This window comes from Pseudochryseolinea flava (genome assembly GCF_003286915.1).
Taxonomy (GTDB): Bacteria; Bacteroidota; Bacteroidia; order Cytophagales; family Cyclobacteriaceae; genus Ohtaekwangia; species Ohtaekwangia flava.
Genome location: NZ_QMFY01000005.1, coordinates 208,720 through 229,738, shown reverse-complemented (window position 1 = coordinate 229,738; position 21,019 = coordinate 208,720). Strand labels below are relative to the sequence as shown.

Here is a 21,019-nt window from a genome sequence, read left to right as displayed (position 1 = left end):
CGAATTGGAGATAAAAAAAGCGCCATCGGGCGCTTCTGATTTTAGATATCAACCATGTTTACTGGTTTGCGATTGGTATGTGCTCTCAAATATTTTGTTTGCATTTTGTGCTTCAAATCCTTCCCGACGATGTTCACGTTTTATTTCACTGGCAGGAATGTGACTAAATTCAGGGCGAACCTTTCGTTCCGCAAACTCAGCATAAGAGCCAGCAATCATATGTTTCTTTCCATTTGCAAACTCCGCTTCGATCATTTGAGCAACCGTTGAGCTCTGCAGGAGTAAGCCATCAGGGCTCTTCTTAAATTTTCCACCAGCGTCATTGAGAATAAAACCATTGCGTTCCAAAAAAGCATTAAACGCTTCGATCGTATTATATCCAGGTTTGAGATTGTGAACGCTAACGGTAAAGTGATTTAAATAATACCGATTATAAATTACCCACGCGGCGTATTCGCTTTCTTTCGCCAACGCGAGATAGTCTTCAAGTAGCGGGGTTTGCCACAAGCTGCTGTGTAAGAAATTATCAACTATTTTAACATCGTTCAAATCAAGTGCATCAACAGGATCACTTTTTACTTCGTCTGTATATTTTCGAATGGTTTTTTGAACCGCCGGCGACAGATCATCAACACGCAACTCACTTATAAAAATACGAGGGAACGTTTCAGATGGTGGTGCATACCAGTAGGCGTTAAGTTTTTTCTCAGGAAAGAAGTAGTAGTCACGCTTGGTGTATCCTAGGTGTAGAAAGACCTTTTCGAGTGATTTTATTCCAAGATGTTCAACGCCCATGGTTCGAAATGCGATGTGATCATTTTCGATTTCGTCGGCTGTATTGATTACCCCTTCACGAATCATTGCATTGATCACACCGGCAACATCCGGTACCCTTTCCTTATAGCGGGACATCAATCCATCGAGGACGCCCTGTAGTTTTTGAGTCATTGGATTTTAGGTTAATGAATGCTAAAGGTAGCAAGTTTTTATTTTGGGAGCATGGTTCGCAAAAAAACTAATGTTATGCAATTACTACCAAGTGGTCGTCGGCCTGGAACGGTGATAGATTCCGCCGCGCCTTTTAACCGCAACAATCTTCATATTGCGCCGGCGTGTACGTAACGCGTGCGAAGTTTTTGGTGATAAGCTCCGATTCTACCACCCTACCGCTTTCAAATTTCAAAATCTTGTCGCGCCAGATCTCGTTCTTGCGAAAGAATTTTCCATCTATTTTTAAAAACGCGTGATCCTTTTCCCACACATGGTATGCATATTCGAGTTCCTGATCTATGCGCAATTCCCCTTCGATGCATTTTTCAGAAAACCAGAGATTGATCTGAAAGGTATGCGAGGTGTTGTTCGTAAATTGGTAATCACGATAGTTATAAAATACGGTCGCACCGCTGCCAAAAGGTAACACGCGTCCATCATCAGGGAAAGGATCGAATGAATGGTGATGTCTTTCCGTAACGCTTAGTGGACTATGCATCACGAGCCAATGGATCAAATTCGCTATTTGACAGATACCCCCGCCAACACCGGCACGCGCTACACCGAAAGATAATTCCATGCCTTCAAGATATCCCTTTCTACGCGTGGGACGACCAACCATTCTACAAAATGAAAATGTTTGTCCAGGCTGGATGATTACACCATTAATACGCGATGCAGCAATCTTCAAATTCGTAACCTTGTTGATTTGGAGCTGCATGTCACTGTCGCCGAGTTTCTTCAGCAACACCGACTGATGTTTTTTAACGCGATAGGCGAGCTTGGTTTCGTCACGCTTATTGGCGAAATGCGTTCTTCCAAAATACCAATACCCGTACCGTTGTAGCCGCCGGCACCAAACGGAAATGAAATAAAAGAATGGATGACGTTGGCTGAGCAGCATAGCATTACCGAAGCATGATACAAAAAGTATACGGCGAACTATCTTACTTGTTGCTTCAACAATTGACGTTTACGTTGATAATAAATAAAGATCGATATTTTTGCGACCATTAACCCCAGTACGCCACCCAGGTAGCTAAAGTTGTGCATCGAACCTACAGCGATAAAAGATCGGAAGTCATCTAAATTATTGGGAAGATACCAATGCTCGAATGCGCTTGGCGATTGTGTCCCTAGCACGAAGTAACCGTAAGCAAGTCCCACAATACCCGTCACAAATGCAACGACCATCGTAAGCGAAAAGGCTTTGATTGCCACCCGCGCCATTTCTTGCCACGTCGGAAAAATTAATGCAATCGCTCCGAGAATAATTCCAATGAATGTGCCCATCCACCAAGTTGCCAGGAATCCTACAATAGAAACCAATACTCTCGCATTTGGAGGAATATCATGCGCACCGTCGTTCACCAACGCGAACTGATGAAATTTAAACTTGGTATAGTACTCATGGGAAACTGTGTAGGTTAATTGATCATGGACAACACCATAAACGCCACCCAGTAGCGAGGCAAAAAGTACGATGACAACAAAAGCGATCAATTTATTCATAAAAATTCCCAGTTTCTATCATAACATTTTTTCCAACGATCTCCACACAAAACGAGTTTGTAAAACTTCCTTTCCACCAAAAATCACCGTTGTTGAATCTTCAACGACTGCGCCTTTTCTTTTGTAAAATTCTGCAGCAGCATTGTTTCCGTTGAGCACCCACAGATATACACTGTGTCTATTTGTCGCACGTAGTATTTCCGCCGCTGCTTTCATCAGGTTGGCTCCAATACCCTTTCCTTTTACGTCACCGCGAACATGGAGGTTGTCGATAAAGGCATCACAAGCCGCTTCAGGCTTATCCAATACGGCTATAAAACCGACGGCAGCAGTTTCCTCCTCGGCAATTAATACAAACTCATTTCCCTTCAGCATTTGGATTTTAGCATACCAGTACCGTTGGCGTTCATTATACAAATCGTCATCGAGATATTCATCGGCAAGAATACCGCGGTAAGTTGTTCTCCAACTATTGCAATGAAGTAACGCGATGGCATCTGAATCCAAAATACTAGCCGGCCTTATAGAAATGGACATGATTAATGTTTTTCTTGACAAGATAGACACGTAAACAAAAAAAGTCACCGTTGATATAAAGTTATTGATACTCCCCTTGCAAAATAAAAAGCCCGAGACATGCTCAGGCTTAACACAACGTTTGGAAATCAAGACCAATAATCCAGAGAGGGACTTTATGACTTATTTCGTTTTTGGTTTCGCGACAATGGCAGAAACACCGCCGTTAAATTTACCATCAGTCACCGACACTGGAACACCATTCTTCCAGTAGGTTGGTTCATAGATTTCACGCGGATGTCTGAAGCCAGCCATATATACGTCGTCACCTTGTACCGCAAAATCGTATGTCGCGTGAACGTCTTTGGCGCCGTTACCTATCGTAACAACCTCGCCATTTTTCCAATACTCGCCGATACCGATCATATATAAATCACTCCCAAAAATTTTCATCCTTTTCGGTGCGATATCAACACCCGTATTTTTACTGCCCGTGACCGACACTAAATTTCCATCCTTCCAATATTTTGCAACACCTAAATCGCCGGTGATATAAAGTGAGTTATCCTTCACTAAAATACCCGATGCATACGTACCTGGAATTTTCTTAATCACTCCATTTTTCCAATAATACGCTTCTGGATTCCCCGCTGCATTCTTGATCGACCCGGCAACGTATACATCCTCGCCATCAATCCATATGTCGGTGGCAACGCCACTCGTTTCACCATTCGAAAGCGATACCTTTTTACCATTCTTCCAATAACACGCTGCCGGGTAATTGATTCCAAATTCAAAACCTACAACGTAAAGGTCGTCGCCGTGTATTCTCATTCCTTGTGCCGATGCGTAACGGTGAAGCGTTGTATCGGTGAGTAATGTGGGTTCAGAATTTTTCCAGATTACCGGATACGACATGCGCTCAGAATCCGTCGCCGTCCCCACAATAATTACATTTCGATCTTCATCAACATACATGTCTGTGGTCTGAGCTGATCTCTTACCATCGCCAAGTAGCGTTACCTTCCCTGAAGGATCAACATATTTCGGCGTCCAAACACCTTCAATAGATTCATCATAGGTAATATAGAGATCATGTTCAGGATCAGGATCTATGTTCGGAGTAATTACCGGCTTTTCTATCTCTTCAATTTTAACTTCTTCCTCATCGCACGCCGACATCAACAACGCAAGCGACATCAATGGAACGAACCTACTTACTGCAAAAATTTTTCTCATACAATGGGCTTTTAATATCTACTGTTATATTTATTCAGAATTAAAAAAATGAATTCACGAGCTGACAACGTCAACCGTTACCGGCGTTAAAAGTCTTAGCGACGTCCTGCGTGCATAAAACTATACTGCACACCAAAAAAACTTCCAAAGCTAGCAAGCTCAACTTTCCCAGCGCCTACGCCAGCAAGAGGCACCTTCACAAATGGTTCTACCTGTATCGCAAAATGATTCGTAATTCTACGCTGCAAACCAACACTAACATTCATCATCCTAAACCATTCTTGATTTCCATTTTTCACTTCCATTTTATATTGTTGTCTATCGTAGGCAGTCTGCACCTCGAACGTATAATATTCACGATCCATAAAGTATGAAGACAACCCTACACCAATAAAGAATGCATTCCGTTTTTGCGGAAAGAATTGGTATCGGATATTAACCGGAATATCCCACATCCGGCAGTCACCTTTTACGCGATCAGTTTCATAGACATCATATTGAATACGATCGGCGGTGTAATACTTCCGCGACGAAATAACTCCGACATGTGCAGAAATATTTTTCGTAAAAGAATACCCAATCTCGACACCGTAATTCAATCCCGTCTTGTCTTTTTCTTTAAATCGTTCAGAAGAATAATCAGGCGACACCAACGCGCGTAATGACAATCTATAAAACTCTTGGTCTTCATCATTCTCCGTACGCTCATCTTCGATAGTAAGCGTTTGCTGATTATCTTCCTTCACAACACCGACGTTTTTTACCGAATCAACTTCGTCTTCTACTTGTTCAGTCAATTTATTTCGCTTGTATATCTTTCTATCATTACTTGGCTTTTGAGTTGTATCCAACGCCCCTGTCATTGACGACGATTGCTGAACACTATCATCATGTGTTATCGTATGGATACGGGAATTATGTTTACTACGCAGCGTTAACGTGTTTGCAGAAATATCCTCTTGCTCCGCTTTCGCATACTGACGATCGTGATCACTATTTTTATCATACCTTGAATTTTCATCATCTTGAGATAAAAATATTTGACCCTTCACACGATCTTCACCTGACACATTCGCTTGTACAGTGGACTGAGAATTTCTTTTAGCAATCACATTCGAAATCGTTCCCTTGTCATTCGATTGATCGTGGCCCTTCGCTATTGTTGATTTTTGTTTGAGACCACTCTCACTCTCCGATGCTACTGAGTCTTGTTGATACTCCTTTAAAACACTTTTCGGTGGATGATTAGCTTGTGAAGCGGCGGCCGATTCTTTTGATACCGCTACATCGTCGTGTGTCGCGACATGCTGAGAAGCAGTTTCATTTACATCCGAAGCAAGCGCATTAAAATGATCCGCACCATACCAACCGATAAATAACGCTACGAGTGCAACGATGGTGACCGTTAGTGGTTTATTGCTTCGAAATCCAAACGCACCTTGTGTTGGATCTTCTGCATCCAGTTTTTGAGACATCGCCTTCCAGTCATCAGCATTAAAACCAGGCTGATAATTTTCAGCAGCATCTTTGAACAGCTTGTCAATATCTTTGTCAGACAGATTTTGCATACGCTGTTACGTTAAGTTTTTGAAGACGTTCTTTAAGGACCTCCCTAGCCTTGAGCAAATTTGATTTAGAAGTACCCTCGGAAATTTGAAGTATCTCTCCTATTTCTCTGTGCGTATATCCATCAATCACATACATATTGAACACCGTACGATAAGCCGGCGACAGCGCCTGCACCATCGTCATGAGTTCAGCATGTGAGAGGTCCTCCACAGCAGACGCTGACGTGGTAAACGTATATTCCGCACGCTCAATAGAAACTTGCTGATAGTGTTTCTCTTCTTTTCGATAGTGATCGATCGCCGTATTGATCATTATTCTGCGAAGCCATCCTTGGAAGGAGGTCTCCGGATTATACTGATCTATTTTCGAAAACACTTTCATAAATCCGTCATTTAAGATCTCCCTTGCTTCTTCCCTTGTTCGTGAATATCGCAAACAGATGCTCATGGCATACGCATAGTGATGCTGGTACAGCAAGCGCTGATTTTCACGATCATGCTTTTTGCAACCTTCTATGAGTAGATGCATTTCAGATGAGGATTCTGTTTTAATCAATTCGGACACAGGACGGATAGAAATTGGAAAGGGTTGCCAGCACGTGAAAAGAAAATTATAAACTCAGCGTTATATCACAAGCAAGATAGTCGCGGTTGCACTGATTAGAGTGAAAGTTAATGATCGTTGGCCGTCGATCTTGACTTAGATCAACTTTTTGAAATGTATTCTTGAAAAATCACCATTTCTAGTGATGGCTTTATACTCCCTAACGAGTGAATGGTTTGTATTTGTACACAACCTAAAGTTTCAACTTCATACCTTCGTGAGAGGCAACAAATCCTAACTTCTCATAGAATCGTTTCGCATCCGGGCGTTGCTTATCAGTTGTTAGCTGAACAACCCGTGCACCTTTCTCACGCGCACGTACAATAACCCACTGAAACATCGCATCGCCTATGCCTTGTGACCGCTTGTCGCTGCGTATTCGAACAGCCTCTACTTGCGTAACCATGGTCCCTTTGTGGGCGATATATGTAATGTGCGACAACTGAAGTGTGCCCACAACTTCGTTAGCCTCATCTTCAACAACAATTAATTCTTGGTTGTTATCCGCACTGATGATATCGAATGCGCGATAGTAGGATTCAGGAAGGGGATTCGAATACAATTCCCTTGTTTTACCCAGCGCATCGTCTGCAAGCATCTGCACGATCGCAGGCAAATCATTTTTATTGGCCTTTCTAAACTTCATCACCAACGCTTAGTCATCAAATAGAATCTAACGCATCAATTAATCTAACGATTTGTTCTTTGTTATTATAAAAATGTGGCGACACGCGAATCATTTCGTCGCGATAGCTCACGTCAATTTTTGAGCAGAAAGAATTTTCTTCACTGCGTTAGGATCTCGTTTACCAAAAGGAATTCCAACGATGTGACCAACATGTTCGCGTGTAGCCACCCCGTTAGACTCATTATATTGGTTCACGATCAACGTCAACGACTTTGTATAAGACTGAATTGAATCTACACCCCATGAAACAATCTGCTTCACGGCAGCGACTGCCATCGGTCGTATACTTAGCATTGGATACTCACCACAATCGAATTTACGGGCGCCATTTTTAAACAGCTCGGTATAGTCTGTGAGCTTCGAAAAATCTTCGCTCTTGTAGCGCGGCAGCCATGAGTACTCCAAAGGCTCCCATACATGCTGCCACCGCGGCGCGATGTACATGTAACCAAGTCCATAAGGTCCGAGCATCCACTTATACCCTGCAGCAACGGCAAAATCCGGATCAACTTTTTCTATATCGATCGGTAATGCGCCCAACGACTGACTGAGATCAAGCACCAGTAAAGCATGAACCGATTTTACCCTCTGACTCACTTTCTCTACATCGATCCAAGATCCATCCATCCAATGACAATTTGGAATCGCGACAAGCACTACTTGATCGTGAATCGCATCGAGGATCGATTCTGTTAGCGACTTATCATCTTGCTTTCGAACACGTACAATTTTTAAGTCGTACTGTCTTACAAGATGTTCCCAAGTATATACGTTGGAAGGGAATTGTTTATCGAGGACAACGATCGTTTTACCCGCCTTGAAATTCATGTTCTTCGCTGCGAGGGCCATACCATAACTTGCCGAAGGCGCGAACGCGATGTTGTCGCCAGTGGTCTTAAAAACAGTAGCCACATCGTTGCGAAGTACTTCCGAGTCGGCAAACCAATCATCTTTCGTCATTCGCCAAGGATTCGCACGCAATTCTAATGCAGCCATCGATGCTTCACGCACAGACTTTAACATGGGCGACATACTCGCGCAATTCAAGTATGTTACCGATGGATCCAACTCAAAATGATCGTGCATGACGTACTTAGATTTTTTAAACCGTAATGGATTTTATAAACGATACCACGCTATGATCGTTTTGCCTTTACAAAACCTGCGAGGTGATTCTTTTGCACACCAAATCCTTTTCCGCGTTCATGCTCAACGGCTACCCATCCTTCTTCAATCTCTTCGATTAACTTTTGAATAATCTCGTCGAGGCCATCGTACCAATCGAGGTGTGGGCTCCATTGTTTGCATGGCTCTACCAAGCATTGTGTATCCTTCCAAATTTTTCCGCAGCCAGGGCATCGTCCGGCTGTGTCGAAAGCATTCCAAACCGTGCCGCAGGTACAAGGCCATTTACTATCTTTTGTTGGCTCCCATTCACATTTCGGGCAGCGTATGCGTATTTCGCTCATTATTTTTTTTACTTAAGTCGTTAAGATAAAAAAGTTTGGGCAATTGATCATTTCATCTCCTATGGCGATCATGAAGATGTTGCGGGCGTTTTCGGACACTATCGGCAACCACAGTAATCCATAACGATAAGCCACGTTGCGTATTTTTTTTATAGGTTATGATCAATTATCACAAACACAAACCCACGTAATTTTTCTAAAAAACGACTTAAAATCAGCGTATTGGCCATTTCTTTGTGATAATTGCCCAGGGAAAAACAAATCTTACATAGGTGACGGCCACTTCGCAATCACGCGGCAACGTGCTATTACAGTATATTATTTTTGACATACAAAATCCTGCTTAAAAAGCGTTATCTTCAACATTCAACCGGGCCGCCTATGCACTTTATTTGCTTTTTATTCTTCCTCTGCATCTGCAGTGTTACACTGGCGCAAGTAAAGTCGCAAAGTGATACATCATTTTCTTTCTCATTAGCAGAACAACCTGCGAAGAAACAAAGTGAACTTTGGAAAGCAGCAAAAACACCAACGGTTCTGATCAGCCTCGGCGTTTTGTCTTGTGTGAATGACGATATCATCAACCGCTACGAAATCCGTGAAGAAAGAAATGAGCACATGCCGAATTTCCGCTCTACGGTCGACAACTACTTAATGCACGCGCCGGTGGCTATCGTATATGGTCTCAATGCTATTGGCGTAAAAGGAAAACATGATTTCAAGAACCGTACTTTGCTTCTTGTCAAGTCCGAAGCAATTATGGCGGCACTCACGTTTTCGTTTAAGTCGATGACGAAAGTATCGCGTCCTGACGATAGCAATAACTACTCATTCCCTTCGGGGCACACCGCGCAAGCATTTGCTACTGCTACGTTCTTGGCAAAAGAGTATGGCGAGAAGAACATCTGGTACAGCATCGGAGCTTACGGAATGGCTACAACGGTTGGGGCTATGCGCATCTTAAACAACCGCCATTGGGTATCTGATGTGCTTGCCGGCGCAGGCATCGGAATATTGTCGACCAACCTTGCTTATTTAACACATCGTTACAAGTGGTCCAATAAAAATAGCAATGTGACGTTACTACCAGCGTACACCAATGGTCCTGGTGTTTACTTCTGCTATAATATCAAGTAAGATTTCCGCGAAGCCTTCTACCAAATAGTTTTCAATTCGTCTACCACGATCGCATCGGTTGAGACTTTTCCATTCTTGCCGTAAAGCTTCAACTTCGAATATCCATCATTCGGGAAATAGATAGCCGTCATGACGGTTGCACCTTGATCAAAGAAAAGCTCGATTGAAGCAACATCAACAATGGCAGTGAATTCTACCCACTCGCTATCGCGGACACGTGGCGCTTGAATACCTAATTTGAAATCAGGATGAAAATTTACTTTACCGCTAGCGCTTCGATCTACAAAAAATTTTCCACCTACATCATCTAAGCCAAACAGGATTTTCTCTCCCTTCGCATTAGACAACTCAAAAACAAAGTTGGCCTTCTTTATTCTCCCTTGAATACGTGAAAGGCGAACGTCGACCTTAGCTTCCGCAGTTATATCAAGGGTATCCACTTCCCGAGTAGAAATTTTTCCGGTTGATTCAATTGTCTCTTCAATTTCCACAACAGGCAAAGACTGTACAACGTGATTTTTACCGATTGTTCGCAACGTCAACACGCGTGGAATCGTCATCGCACTACGCCACTTCTCCGTTGGAACTAGCTCTGCATAAAACCAATTCGACATCCATCCAATCATGATGCACCGTCCATCTTCCTTTGGAATATTATTGAATGTTACCCCAGCATAGTTATCTGGTCCATAGTCAACCCAACCGCTATTCTTTCCCGGTGTATCGTTCTTGAAAGTCTTCCCATCAAAATCGCCGACAAAATATTGTGTAGCGGAACCTCTGTTAGGGCCACCTGGATTTATACTCACGATCAACACATTCTTCTCGACGCCGTGCTCGTCCTTCATGGTGAGTAGGTCAGGACATTCCCACACACCGCCATGGTCGCCTTCATTCAAACCGAAATCGCTGAGCTTTTTCCATTGCTTCAAATTGGTTGAACCATAAAATGAGATGTGGTCTTTTACAGCTAGTGTCATTACCCATTGCTTTGATTTCGAATTCCAAGAAACCTTCGGATCACGAAAGTCTATAATGCCGGGATTAGAAATGGCAGGATTTTGATCATACTTCGTCCACGTTCTTCCTTTATCAAGACTATACGCCATCGCCTGCGTTTGGTAATCGACGCGTCCCGCCTTCGCTTTTTTGTCATCATGAATGGTATAATAGGCAACAATTGGAATCTCACCATTCTTAGCAAGGCCACTTGTATTGTGATGATCTACCACGGCGCTCCCTGAAAAAATATAACCGGTGCTATCGGGATACAACGCTATTGGCAGATGCTCCCAATGAATAAGATCTTTTGAAACAGCATGGCCCCAGTGCATGGGTCCCCATTTTGTGCCACCGGGGAAGTATTGATAAAACAAATGGTACTCTCCATCAAGAAAAAACATACCGTTGGGATCGTTCATCCACTTTTCTTTTGGCGAGAAATGAAGTTGTGGGCGATATGCCTCGTGCATGACAGTATCAACTTTTGTCGTGTCGCTATTTTCACTTGTTGCTTGCGATTTGTCTTTACAGCTTACCAACAACAACGCAACGGAAACAAAAGCTAACTTCGTGATGGATTTCATTTGGAGGGTATTTAAATTCAGCGATGTACAATATCGCGATTAAATACAACGCATACAAGATGACATGACGCTTACGACAAACTATGTATGACGATCATCCGATAGACTTCTAATCGTTTATTTCGCCAGGTCAACCATGTCTGTTAGCGTGATTGTTTTGTCATTCCAAAAAATAGATATCGACGCATCTTTAACACCTTGCAAGATCACCTCACGGCGAGCGTTCTCTGCGCGGTTAAGCGTTTCAAAAGAGGAGAGATAATAGTATGTCACGCCGTCAGCGGTGATAACTTCGACGACGCCCAATGATTTCAAATGGTCAAACGTCAGCTTGCTGTTATGTCGATAAGCTCCTAGCGTGATCTTATAAATTACACCATCAATAATTTTATCGCCGTACATCGATCTAATATCTTCGTATCCTCCGTGATGATTAGCACCCGTTGCCATATTCGCATTTATTCCTCTGAAACTGCGTGATGGAGAGGATTGAATGCTTGCCAATTTTAGTAACGAAGATTGTAATACAAATTCTGCACGTCTGTTCTTTTGGTGTTCTTCCTCTGAACATTCACGACCGTCGCATGTTACCAATGGTTCCTTTTCACCAACCGCTTGTTGCAATAAACGCGCTTGCTTAACACCATGACGAACAAGATACGATTCAACAGCACGAGCCCTTTTGCGCGACAGGTTTAAGTTGTAGTTGTCTTGTCCACGATCATCAGCATGCGCACGAATCACCAACTTCAAACTACGATCTTGATTGAGCACCTGCATTACGCGGTTAAGCTCGTCCTCTGCGCGTGGATCTAAGTTGGCACTATTAAAATCAAAATAAACATTGCGTAAACTGATTCGATTTGAGTCGGCGATACCAAGCTGGGCGAATACAGGCGTGTTGCCATTTGTCAAATCCGCTAAAGTCCCCTTTCCTAAGAATCGTGATTGATCATGATTCTCTAAGTAAAGTCCGTCTTGTTTCTGAATTACTTCACCAAAGGCATCGTTCTGCTGAACATAAACGCGCGCTGCACCATCATCGGTGTAGAAGATAATCATTTTCCGATCGCGCTGTATCTCTTCAGGATCATGCACCGCGATCATCGCCGTCGATACCGCAGCCGCGCTATCAATCTTCACATCATGGGTTAAAGTATTGTTCCCTGATTTTACTTCAATTGTATAGTCATGTGTCTTATCTGCTAAAAATGAAAGCACACCATTATCCAAATCGAAGTCAACGGTACGACCAGTAGTTTTATTCATAACCTTCGCATCGACATGATCAATCATCGGATTTTTATGCTCATCAACCAACAGCGTAACTACGGGAATTTGATTTGAATCTCCCTTGATCGCAATCACATGTGTCAGTGTCACCTTGCTCGTAGAGAGATCAGCGATACCTGATGTCATTCCTATCGCGCCATCTTTCTTGGCTACAACCATGAAAGCAGAACCTTCCGGCAACGTAAACTCACAAGCACCTTGTTCATTGGAGATTAACACAAGATCTTCCTCCACAAAACTGATCACGCGTACCTCTGAAACGTTTACAGGTTCTTGCGTGGCATCCTGCACAACCTTGACTGCTAAGGTATGAATCAAAGGTACTGGCGCTATCGGCTGCGATGGCACAGTAACATCTACCTTTTGAACATCGTCAGCTTTTTTAGAAATTTCAATTTGGTGCGATGTTGTCTGACCATTATCAGAAACCGTGAGTGTGTAATCCTTTCCTTTCTCACCTAAGAAACTCAGTAGGCCTTCGTTGACTTTAAAAGAAACTTCCTCCTTCGTGATATTTTCTGTGACTTTAACATTTGATGCATCAATTGTACGATCTAGGTCGTCAGAAAGTCTTGCAACCACGGGTACCTGTTGATTATTCTCGTTAAAGGCCTCTATGCCATGAACGACGTATTCTTTCGATAACTTAGTTTCCGCTGTACCGGTATGCATTCCAACAAAACCATCTTTACTCGCCACGACCATATAGTCTGTTCCTTCTGGCAACGAAAAATTAGCATCACCATTTTCATTGGCAGCAATTTCCTGATCGGCTTCAATAAAACTAATGACCTTGATACTTGCCCCGCTTAACGCATGCTTATCAATCGCCTTGAACGCGTGCACGGCCACCTCAAGCATCGGTTTTACTCCTTTCGCTGATATTGGAATCGATAACTTCTGAACTTCATCTCCTCCTCCGCCATTAAGCGTGACGTCTTTTGTTATTGTTTCGCCTCCACTTTCAATTGTTACGGAGTAAGATTTTCCAGTCTCACCCATGAAGCTTAATATACCTTCGTTAGCCTGTGAAGGCACTTGTGCTTTTGTATCCTTATCCGACACTGTTACCGCAGCATTTGAAATCAAATTACCTTGGTCGTCGACGATGCGCGCAACTACCGGTGCAGATGTAACAGAATCATTTTTAGCGGGGATCGGGTGAACGATTGTATTACGATCAGTTCCTTTATCGGCCGATCCGTTGTGCATGCCGACAAAACCATCTTTCGAACCCACTACCATGTATGCAGTACCCTCCGGCAACGCGAACGTCGATACGCCCGCATTGTCGGCGATCAATTCAAGATCTGGTTCCGTAAAACTGATGACTCGAACTTCGGCATTTGCCAATGGCATACCATCCGACGCCTTGAATACGCGCACGGCCAATGGTAACATTACTGGCGGTGCTTCTTTCATCAACGTAATCGATATCTTTTCCGCATCGCTGCCCTGTTCGCCGATGGTGTGCTCAACAAGTTCCGGCGTGTATCCCTTGCGTTGTACCGCAATGTCATAAGTCTTGCCACGCTCTCCCACAAAATGGATCACACCGTCCTCTGCATTGACGGCAACAGTTTCATTCGATGTTTTATCGGTAACGCGTGCCGTCACATTTGAAATCATCTCACCTTGATCGTTCATCGCGAGCGCCATAACCAAACGCGTTGCTGGCGGCGGATCACCATGGGCCGGTACAGGATGAATGACATTTGCCTTGTCTTCACCTACCTCGGCCGTTCCTGTATACATTCCGGTGTGCTCATTCTTCGATCCTATGATCATATACGCGGTACCTGGCGAAAGCTCAAAATCTACAAGGCCCTCTTCAGTGGCCGTCAGCTCTAAGTCGGGCTCTGAAAAAGTAATCACCTTCACATCAGCGAGTGCAAGCGGCTTTTGTGTTTCGGCGTCAAAAATGCGCGCCGCCATCAATAGCTTTTTGTTGCTTTCCTTCAACATCATGCTCCACATCTTCGAACCATGCTCTCCATACCCAAGTTGAAGTGTATGAACCGTCGTGTCGCCAATTTCATTCGTTATCTCTATTTCATAAGCATGTCCTTTCTCACCCAAGAAACTAATCATCGTGTTGTCTTTGTCGCTAGAAATTCGTTTCCCACTATTCTTGTCAATCACGACAATAGACGTTGCTTGCTGCGCAACGCCGGTTCTATCTTGAATTGTTCCAACACACGGAATATGGGTTGTATCACCAAAGGCTGGTATGAGATGCCTCTTTCGCGACTGTGATTCTTCCGCGGAAGCAAAACCTGTGAACATTCCCACGTTGTCGCCTTTCGAGGCCACAATAATGTAATCTGTTCCCTCCGGCAATTGGAATGAGAAGTCGCCTTTATCGTTCGCAACGATTGAAAGATCCTGTTGCGTTGCTGTCATAATCTGGATTGATGCAGAATCCAGCGGCTGTTTTGTTTTCCCGTCAAAGGCGTGCGCAAGCATCGGAATCATTTCCGCCGATTTCTGAAAGCTATACAAATCATCATTACCACTCCGCGACGACGCAAAGTAGCCACTCCGTTGGTCCGGTGTCGTGATCAATGAAAAATCATCCTTCGCACTATTGATCGGGTATCCCAAATTCATGGGTGGTGCAAAACCATTCGGTGTTACCATACTGCGATAAATATCGAGCCCACCCATACCACCATGGCCATTCGATGAAAAGTACAACACATTGTTCACCGCAAAAGGAAACGTCTCATTCTCCTTCGTGTTAATTGTTGGACCTAAGTTGAAAGGCTCGCTCCATTTACCATTTTCTAAAACACTGCGGTATATATCTGTACCACCATGGCCCCCGGATTTATCGGAGACAAAATACAACACTGTTCCGTCTTCACTGATGTAAGGATGTGCAAAGGAGTGTGTCGCATCTACGAATGGTAGCGGCGATAAATCCCAAGTTGATTTTGCTGGATTGAAAGTTGCGTTAAATAATCCAATATGCCATGTTGCCCCACCCTCGTTATGTTCCGCACCTTCTTGATTTCTATTCACAACCATGTTATTGAAGTTGTTGTAAAAAACTGCGGGGCCGTCGTGGTACTTGGAGTTCAAGCCCTTCTCAAAGTGTGTTGGCTTTTCAAAGTGATCCCCTTGTATTTTTGTGTAGAATAGGTTGAGAAAAGGACTATTATCCCAATGAAACTTACGTCTTGTGATATTGCCATCTGCGGCCGCAGTGTACACCAATCCATCTTTATAAAACGCAGGCGCAAATTCCGACGCCGAGGTATTGATGGGGAGAGGTTTCACGCTGTACTTTAACGAATCGCGAAGGTATTCATGATAGTGTTCGAGATCATACAGAAACTTCTTTTCCGCTGATGCGCCTGGGTCTTTGGCTACACGCTCACGCAGCAAGGCAATAGATTCTGATTTCTTATTTTCCATCGCCAACACCTGCGCATACAAGTACACGTCTTCGTTCGAAAACATGGCACCTTCAGTTTTTGATTTTGAGAACCACGATTCAGCATCGTTCAAACTGTTAAGTTTAACAAAACTCTTCGCCAACTTGAGCATGATCTCCTCTGGGTGTGCCGCGTTCTTAATGGCTTTTTCGTAATAAACAGCAGCATAATGATAATGGTGATTTCGAAAAAGTGAATCAGCCAATTGATCATAAGCCTTACTACTGTGTTGAGCCAAGCCAACATGCGAAATAAGTATCAACAGGAAAGTGAAACGTAAAAATTTCATGATTAAAAATATCTTGGCGAAAGCATGATGTCTTTATTTCTCTTTATTCTATAGCTAATCAAGAATTCATGCGTTCCAGATTGATAGGCAGAAAGATTATTGGTAGGATATCCGTAAGAATATCCTATGCTAAGTTGTTTGTTGATGTTGAACTCTAACAATCCATCGATGGCATCCTGCATGCGATAAGAAACACCAACCCAGACAATTTCTTTAATCAACAAATTTGCGTTGAGGTCATACTGAAAACGGCCTCCTTCCACCCAACGCAATAGTACATTGGGTTTTAATTTCAAATCCGCTGACAGATCAAACACATGGCCCGCTGACAAAAAGTAGTGACGCTCTTGCCGTGCTTTTAAGTTAGGTTCCTGATTATTCCACTTGTTATTAATAATGGTAGGAATAGAAAGTCCAATGTATGTGCGATTTGTGTTGAAGTATGCACCTACACCAAGGTTGGGCATATAACGGTTGTCAACACCTGCGAAAGATGGATCGACTTGGCCATTGCTAGTAACAACGTCAAGCTCTCCGTAATCAGCGCGGTAGTAAGTAACACCGGCCTGACCTCCTAAAGAAAGTTTAGCATTCTCAGAAATTGGAATACGATAAGCATACACACCATACAACGTTGTTTGGTTCGTGATTGCCACCTGATCGTGGATGGCAACAACACCCGCCGATGATCGTGAAAATTTCACTGGTGTATGCATTGAAATTATTTCGGTTTCAGGAGCTCCTGCTAATCCTGCCCACTGTCTTCGCGCGGTTGCCGTAAGCGTCATGCTCTCGTGGCTTCCTGCATACGCCGGATTGATCACCAATCCATTAAACATGTATTGCGTGAAAATTGGGTGTTGCTGCGCCTGCAATGTTTGCGTCGACAAAATGCAAATGAGACACGTCAAAGATCTTAAGGTTGTCAAATTCATTCTTTTCATCACTTGAGATCCATTTTATTTTACAATCACGACGTAGCCTGAAACAGGTTTTGCTTCACCGCCAAGCTCCAGCGTGTAATAGTAGGTTCCTTGATCTACGATCTTTCCAGATACTGCACCCTTATTGGCTGTACCGTTCCATATCGTTGTGGCATTATCATAGCCTCTCACACTGTAAACAAGAAGTCCCCAACGATCAAAAACATTTAACACGTTTCCAGGAAAATGTTCAACACCTTGAATAAACCACCAATCATTCTGCCCATCACCATTGGGCGAAAATCCTTGCGACACATGCAAAGGCTGGTATTCCAATGTGATGATAGCTTGATCTGTGAGACCTCCGTCATCTTCAACGGTGTAAGTAAATGTTATCGTCGTGCTAGTCGTTAACGGTATAGGCTGATAGACAATTCTATTGTTTTCAACTTTTGCCGTTCCGATATCTGGTGCACCAACGGCGATAATCGTGAGTTGATTGCCATTCGGATCGGTATCGTTCTCAAGCGCATCGATCGTAATCGCCGATACTGTATTGAATCTAATAGGTCCGTCATCAACGGCATCTGGTGGTAGATTCGATGGTTCAATGAGCATCGCTACAAACACTTTGTCAGACTCCAATCCTTCAACATCCTTAATGGTATAGCTGAAGGAATCTCCTCCACCAAACGCTAGATCATGTGGTGTATAAAAAACTTTCCCATTCACAACATTCACTTCGCCGTGTTCAGGCTGATCTTGAATCGCGATAGATTGTGCATCAATATCGCTGTCGATGTCAATATCGTTCGCCAATACGTCAACCTCAATTTCACCTTGCCCAACGGAAGGGCTATCGGCTTGTGGCCGCGGCGCATCATTGACTGCATTCACCTGTATACTTATCGTGGCACTGTTAGAAATTGCACCATTCGCATCTTTTACCGTGTAGGCAAATGAATCGCTTCCATTTAAATCAGCATGTGGTGTAAATGTGATTCTACCCGTTGTAGCATTAACACTCACTGTGCCTAAATCCAGACCAGCGTCGTCCACGTCAACTGTCGTGATGTCGATCGTATTATCTACATCTTCGTCGTTGAACAAAACATTGATCTCTACGCTATTGTCTTCATCGACAGAAGCAACATCATCATAGGCAATGGGATCGTCGTTTACCGCTGTAATGCTTAGCGTAACAATAACACTCGTAGAATTGAGTGCGCCATCTGTTACATGATACTTAAACTGGTCGGTGCCATTATAATTAGCATACGGAATATACGAGAAACTTCCGTTAGCACTCAAAGCCAGTAATCCGTGCGCAACATTTTCATCTAATGAAACTGTTAATGTGCCACCGTCAACATCGTAGTCGTTTTTTAAAAGTCCGTCAGCGGCAAGCGCGAAATATGGAATATCTTCTGATAGCGTGTAGCTATCGGAAACCGCTACAGGATTATCAGCAACAGCTGAAATTGTGATGTTTACCGTTGCACTACTGCATCCAGGTGTCGCGAAATTATCACATACTGTGTATGTAAATGAATCGCTCCCATTGTAGTTCGACGCTGGTGTGTATGTATATGTTCCATCTTGGTTGATGGTTACCGTACCATGCGCCGTGGCTTTTGTTTCAGACGTTACCTTCAGTGTACCGCCTTCTGGATCTGAATCATTGCCCAATACGGATGAATTTAACGCCGTATCTTCCGGTGTTAAAGGGCTATCGTCCACGGCTGTTGGCGGAAGATTGATTGGATCCATGCCGATACCGCAGACACCATGCAAGTTTGTTGAACCACCCGTGCTCGCAGAAAAACCCCAATAGATATTCGTAGGATCACCGCCGAAAATTGTATTGGTGATGTCGCCGGTATACGTCGTTCGAAGTACACCATCAAAGTATACCTGTAATGTATTGGTAGGTTTATCCCACGCAATTTTTACCGTGTGACTAACACCATCTTCGATATTCACGGGATTATTGGATCCATCTAATTTTGCAGCAACGGCAGGAGAAAGAATATTGTAAACGCTGCCATCTCTGCTAATCGCGATGTGATCTTCTGCAGGCTCACCACCATTTTGATAGGTATCAACTTCAATACCGATGGAAGGAGAGACGCCACCAATCCCAAGGTATTCACCGGTAGCACCGCGTGCATCGAGCGGAGATCCCGCTGCATTTGACGGCGGTGGTGTTACGTCGCGTTGCAAAGCAAATATAATTCCATCGGCGCCGTTATCTTTCACAACGCCTGTATCGCTCAACATCACTTCAAAATTAAGTTCGAATGAAAACCTAAGGTCAAGTGTCGACCTGCTCCAAACCGCGCCCTGCTGATTATTCAGTTCGTTTGTTAAAATGAAACATTGTTCAGACACCTGCACGGCGTTGTTACCAACAATGTTGAACTTTGGGTTAATCGGGTTGACGATGATCGTTACAACCCCATGGCTACACTTCGGTGTTGGCAATCCACCTTCCGTGCCGTTGTCACAAATCTCATACGTAAAAGTTTCTGTGCCTGTGAAAACGCCGTTGGGTGTATACGTAAAACTTCCACTGCTATTTACTACTACTGTTCCGTGCTGCGGTTGAATCACGGGGGTGGTGTTCAATGTAATGGTATTGTTTTCAGCATCGGTGTCGTTCGTCTTTAAGTTTGCTGTTACTGGCGTATTGGTACTCGTGCTGAAGTAATCTGCATTTGCGGCCGGCGCATCATTGACGGACATCACCGTGATACTTCTGTTTACAGCGCTGCTAACAAGTGCACCATCTGTAACCGTAAATGAAACCGTGCGTGTAAGTTCCGACGGGCTGTTGTTATTGCTGTTACGATACTTCACATTGCGAATCGCATTTTGATAATTCGCAACGGTAGCACTACCCGACAACGTCATTGTCCCCGTTGTGTTATCGAAAGAGCCCGTAATTCCAGCGGCGTTGGTAAAGGAAAGTACATCTTCTGTAGAAATATAATTGGATGTAATCTTTACAACGGCACCGGATAGCGTGGTGTGATCAACGTCTGTTACGGTCAGTAAAGCAGTGATCGATGTTGACGCGTCACCTTCAACATAATTCAAAGCGGCGCCTTCAATGTTAGCCAATACGGGTGCATCATTCGCAACGGCAACGTTAATTGATCTTACTGCCGCACTACTATTGGCTGTTCCATCGTTAACAACAAAGCTGACGACACGTGCCGTGGTGGAGGGCGCTGCTGAGTTCGTGTTTGTATACTTGACAGATCGAAGCGCGGCCTGATAATTTGCTACGCTGGCATTCCCAGAAAGTGTAAGCGTTCCGTTGGCACTGTTATACGCTCCTGTAATTCCAAAGGCATCGACGAATGAAAGTACATCTTCCGAACTCACATAATTCGCGACGATCTTGATGGTGGCTTGTGTCAACGTAGCATTGTCTAAGTCAGATACCACAATGGTCGATGTGATGTTGACAGCACCTTGATCTTCCGTATAGTTCAATCCGCTTCCCTCAATTGTGGTGAGTGTAGGCGGATCATTCGGTACTTTGCGGGCGTGACTACTCGTAGCAACAGTAAGGAAAAGAGCAATGAGCACGCTGGACTTGAGCACACGCCGTTCTGGTGCATTTCTCAGTTTCACAACGAAGCATGGAACCAGTGCTCTGAATAGGTTCTTCATCGGGGGAGTTAAGGGTATAGGTTTAGCAGTCCAAGGGCCGTACCAAAGAATTGCAAACCAATGAAAACGTCTCTAATTCGCTAG

At 43.8% G+C, this 21,019-nt stretch carries 15 protein-coding genes; 1 reads left to right on the top strand and 14 read right to left on the bottom strand.

Annotated elements, in window-relative coordinates; genetic code table 11:
* Window positions 1–48: 48 nt before the first annotated feature.
* The 10 genes from DQQ10_RS12125 to DQQ10_RS12080 form a co-directional block, all read right to left on the bottom strand.
* Window positions 49–948, bottom strand: coding sequence for a DUF1338 domain-containing protein (locus DQQ10_RS12125; protein WP_112747138.1), 900 nt, complete (start codon window positions 946–948; stop codon window positions 49–51).
* Between the two features lie 133 nt (window positions 949–1,081).
* Window positions 1,082–1,894, bottom strand: coding sequence for a VanW family protein (locus tag DQQ10_RS12120; RefSeq protein ID WP_112747137.1), 813 nt, complete (start codon window positions 1,892–1,894; stop codon window positions 1,082–1,084).
* 38 nt (window positions 1,895–1,932) lie between these two features.
* On the bottom strand, window positions 1,933–2,502 hold the full coding sequence (locus DQQ10_RS12115) for a hypothetical protein (protein ID WP_185147032.1): 570 nt from the start codon (window positions 2,500–2,502) through the stop codon (window positions 1,933–1,935).
* Between the two features lie 18 nt (window positions 2,503–2,520).
* Window positions 2,521–3,039, bottom strand: a complete 519-nt coding sequence (locus DQQ10_RS12110) for a GNAT family N-acetyltransferase (protein WP_112747136.1) — start codon at window positions 3,037–3,039, stop codon at window positions 2,521–2,523.
* Window positions 3,040–3,201: 162 nt separating this feature from the next.
* A complete protein-coding gene (locus DQQ10_RS12105; protein WP_133259628.1) occupies window positions 3,202–4,257 on the bottom strand; it encodes a hypothetical protein in 1,056 nt (351 codons plus the stop codon).
* A gap of 95 nt (window positions 4,258–4,352) precedes the next feature.
* On the bottom strand, window positions 4,353–5,825 hold the full coding sequence (locus tag DQQ10_RS12100; RefSeq protein ID WP_112747134.1) for an outer membrane beta-barrel protein: 1,473 nt from the start codon (window positions 5,823–5,825) through the stop codon (window positions 4,353–4,355).
* Entirely contained in the window at window positions 5,809–6,354 is a 546-nt protein-coding gene (locus DQQ10_RS12095) for an RNA polymerase sigma factor (protein ID WP_112747133.1), read from the bottom strand. The genes DQQ10_RS12100 and DQQ10_RS12095 overlap by 17 nt, the downstream gene beginning before the upstream one ends.
* A gap of 268 nt (window positions 6,355–6,622) precedes the next feature.
* On the bottom strand, window positions 6,623–7,075 hold the full coding sequence (locus tag DQQ10_RS12090; RefSeq protein WP_112747132.1) for a GNAT family N-acetyltransferase: 453 nt from the start codon (window positions 7,073–7,075) through the stop codon (window positions 6,623–6,625).
* A 108-nt stretch (window positions 7,076–7,183) separates the two neighbouring features.
* On the bottom strand, window positions 7,184–8,203 hold the full coding sequence (locus DQQ10_RS12085; RefSeq protein WP_112747131.1) for an aminotransferase class V-fold PLP-dependent enzyme: 1,020 nt from the start codon (window positions 8,201–8,203) through the stop codon (window positions 7,184–7,186).
* Between the two features lie 50 nt (window positions 8,204–8,253).
* Window positions 8,254–8,586, bottom strand: coding sequence for a hypothetical protein (locus DQQ10_RS12080; protein WP_185147031.1), 333 nt, complete (start codon window positions 8,584–8,586; stop codon window positions 8,254–8,256).
* A gap of 381 nt (window positions 8,587–8,967) precedes the next feature.
* Between DQQ10_RS12080 and DQQ10_RS12075 the strand changes: the two genes are divergently transcribed.
* Window positions 8,968–9,723, top strand: a complete 756-nt coding sequence (locus DQQ10_RS12075; RefSeq protein WP_112747130.1) for a phosphatase PAP2 family protein — start codon at window positions 8,968–8,970, stop codon at window positions 9,721–9,723.
* Between the two features lie 17 nt (window positions 9,724–9,740).
* Here the strand turns inward: DQQ10_RS12075 and DQQ10_RS12070 are convergent, their stop codons facing one another.
* The 4 genes from DQQ10_RS12070 to DQQ10_RS12055 all read right to left on the bottom strand — a co-directional run bounded on the left by DQQ10_RS12070 (window position 9,741) and on the right by DQQ10_RS12055 (window position 20,935).
* Window positions 9,741–11,309, bottom strand: a complete 1,569-nt coding sequence (locus DQQ10_RS12070) for a glycoside hydrolase family 32 protein (protein WP_112747129.1) — start codon at window positions 11,307–11,309, stop codon at window positions 9,741–9,743.
* A 117-nt stretch (window positions 11,310–11,426) separates the two neighbouring features.
* On the bottom strand, window positions 11,427–16,331 hold the full coding sequence (locus tag DQQ10_RS12065) for an OmpA family protein (RefSeq protein ID WP_112747128.1): 4,905 nt from the start codon (window positions 16,329–16,331) through the stop codon (window positions 11,427–11,429).
* Between the two features lie 2 nt (window positions 16,332–16,333).
* Window positions 16,334–17,275 (bottom strand): PorP/SprF family type IX secretion system membrane protein, encoded by a 942-nt coding sequence (locus tag DQQ10_RS12060; protein ID WP_112747127.1) that lies wholly within the window; start codon window positions 17,273–17,275, stop codon window positions 16,334–16,336.
* 15 nt (window positions 17,276–17,290) lie between these two features.
* Entirely contained in the window at window positions 17,291–20,935 is a 3,645-nt protein-coding gene (locus tag DQQ10_RS12055) for an Ig-like domain-containing protein (RefSeq protein WP_112747126.1), read from the bottom strand.
* Window positions 20,936–21,019 lie beyond the last annotated feature (84 nt).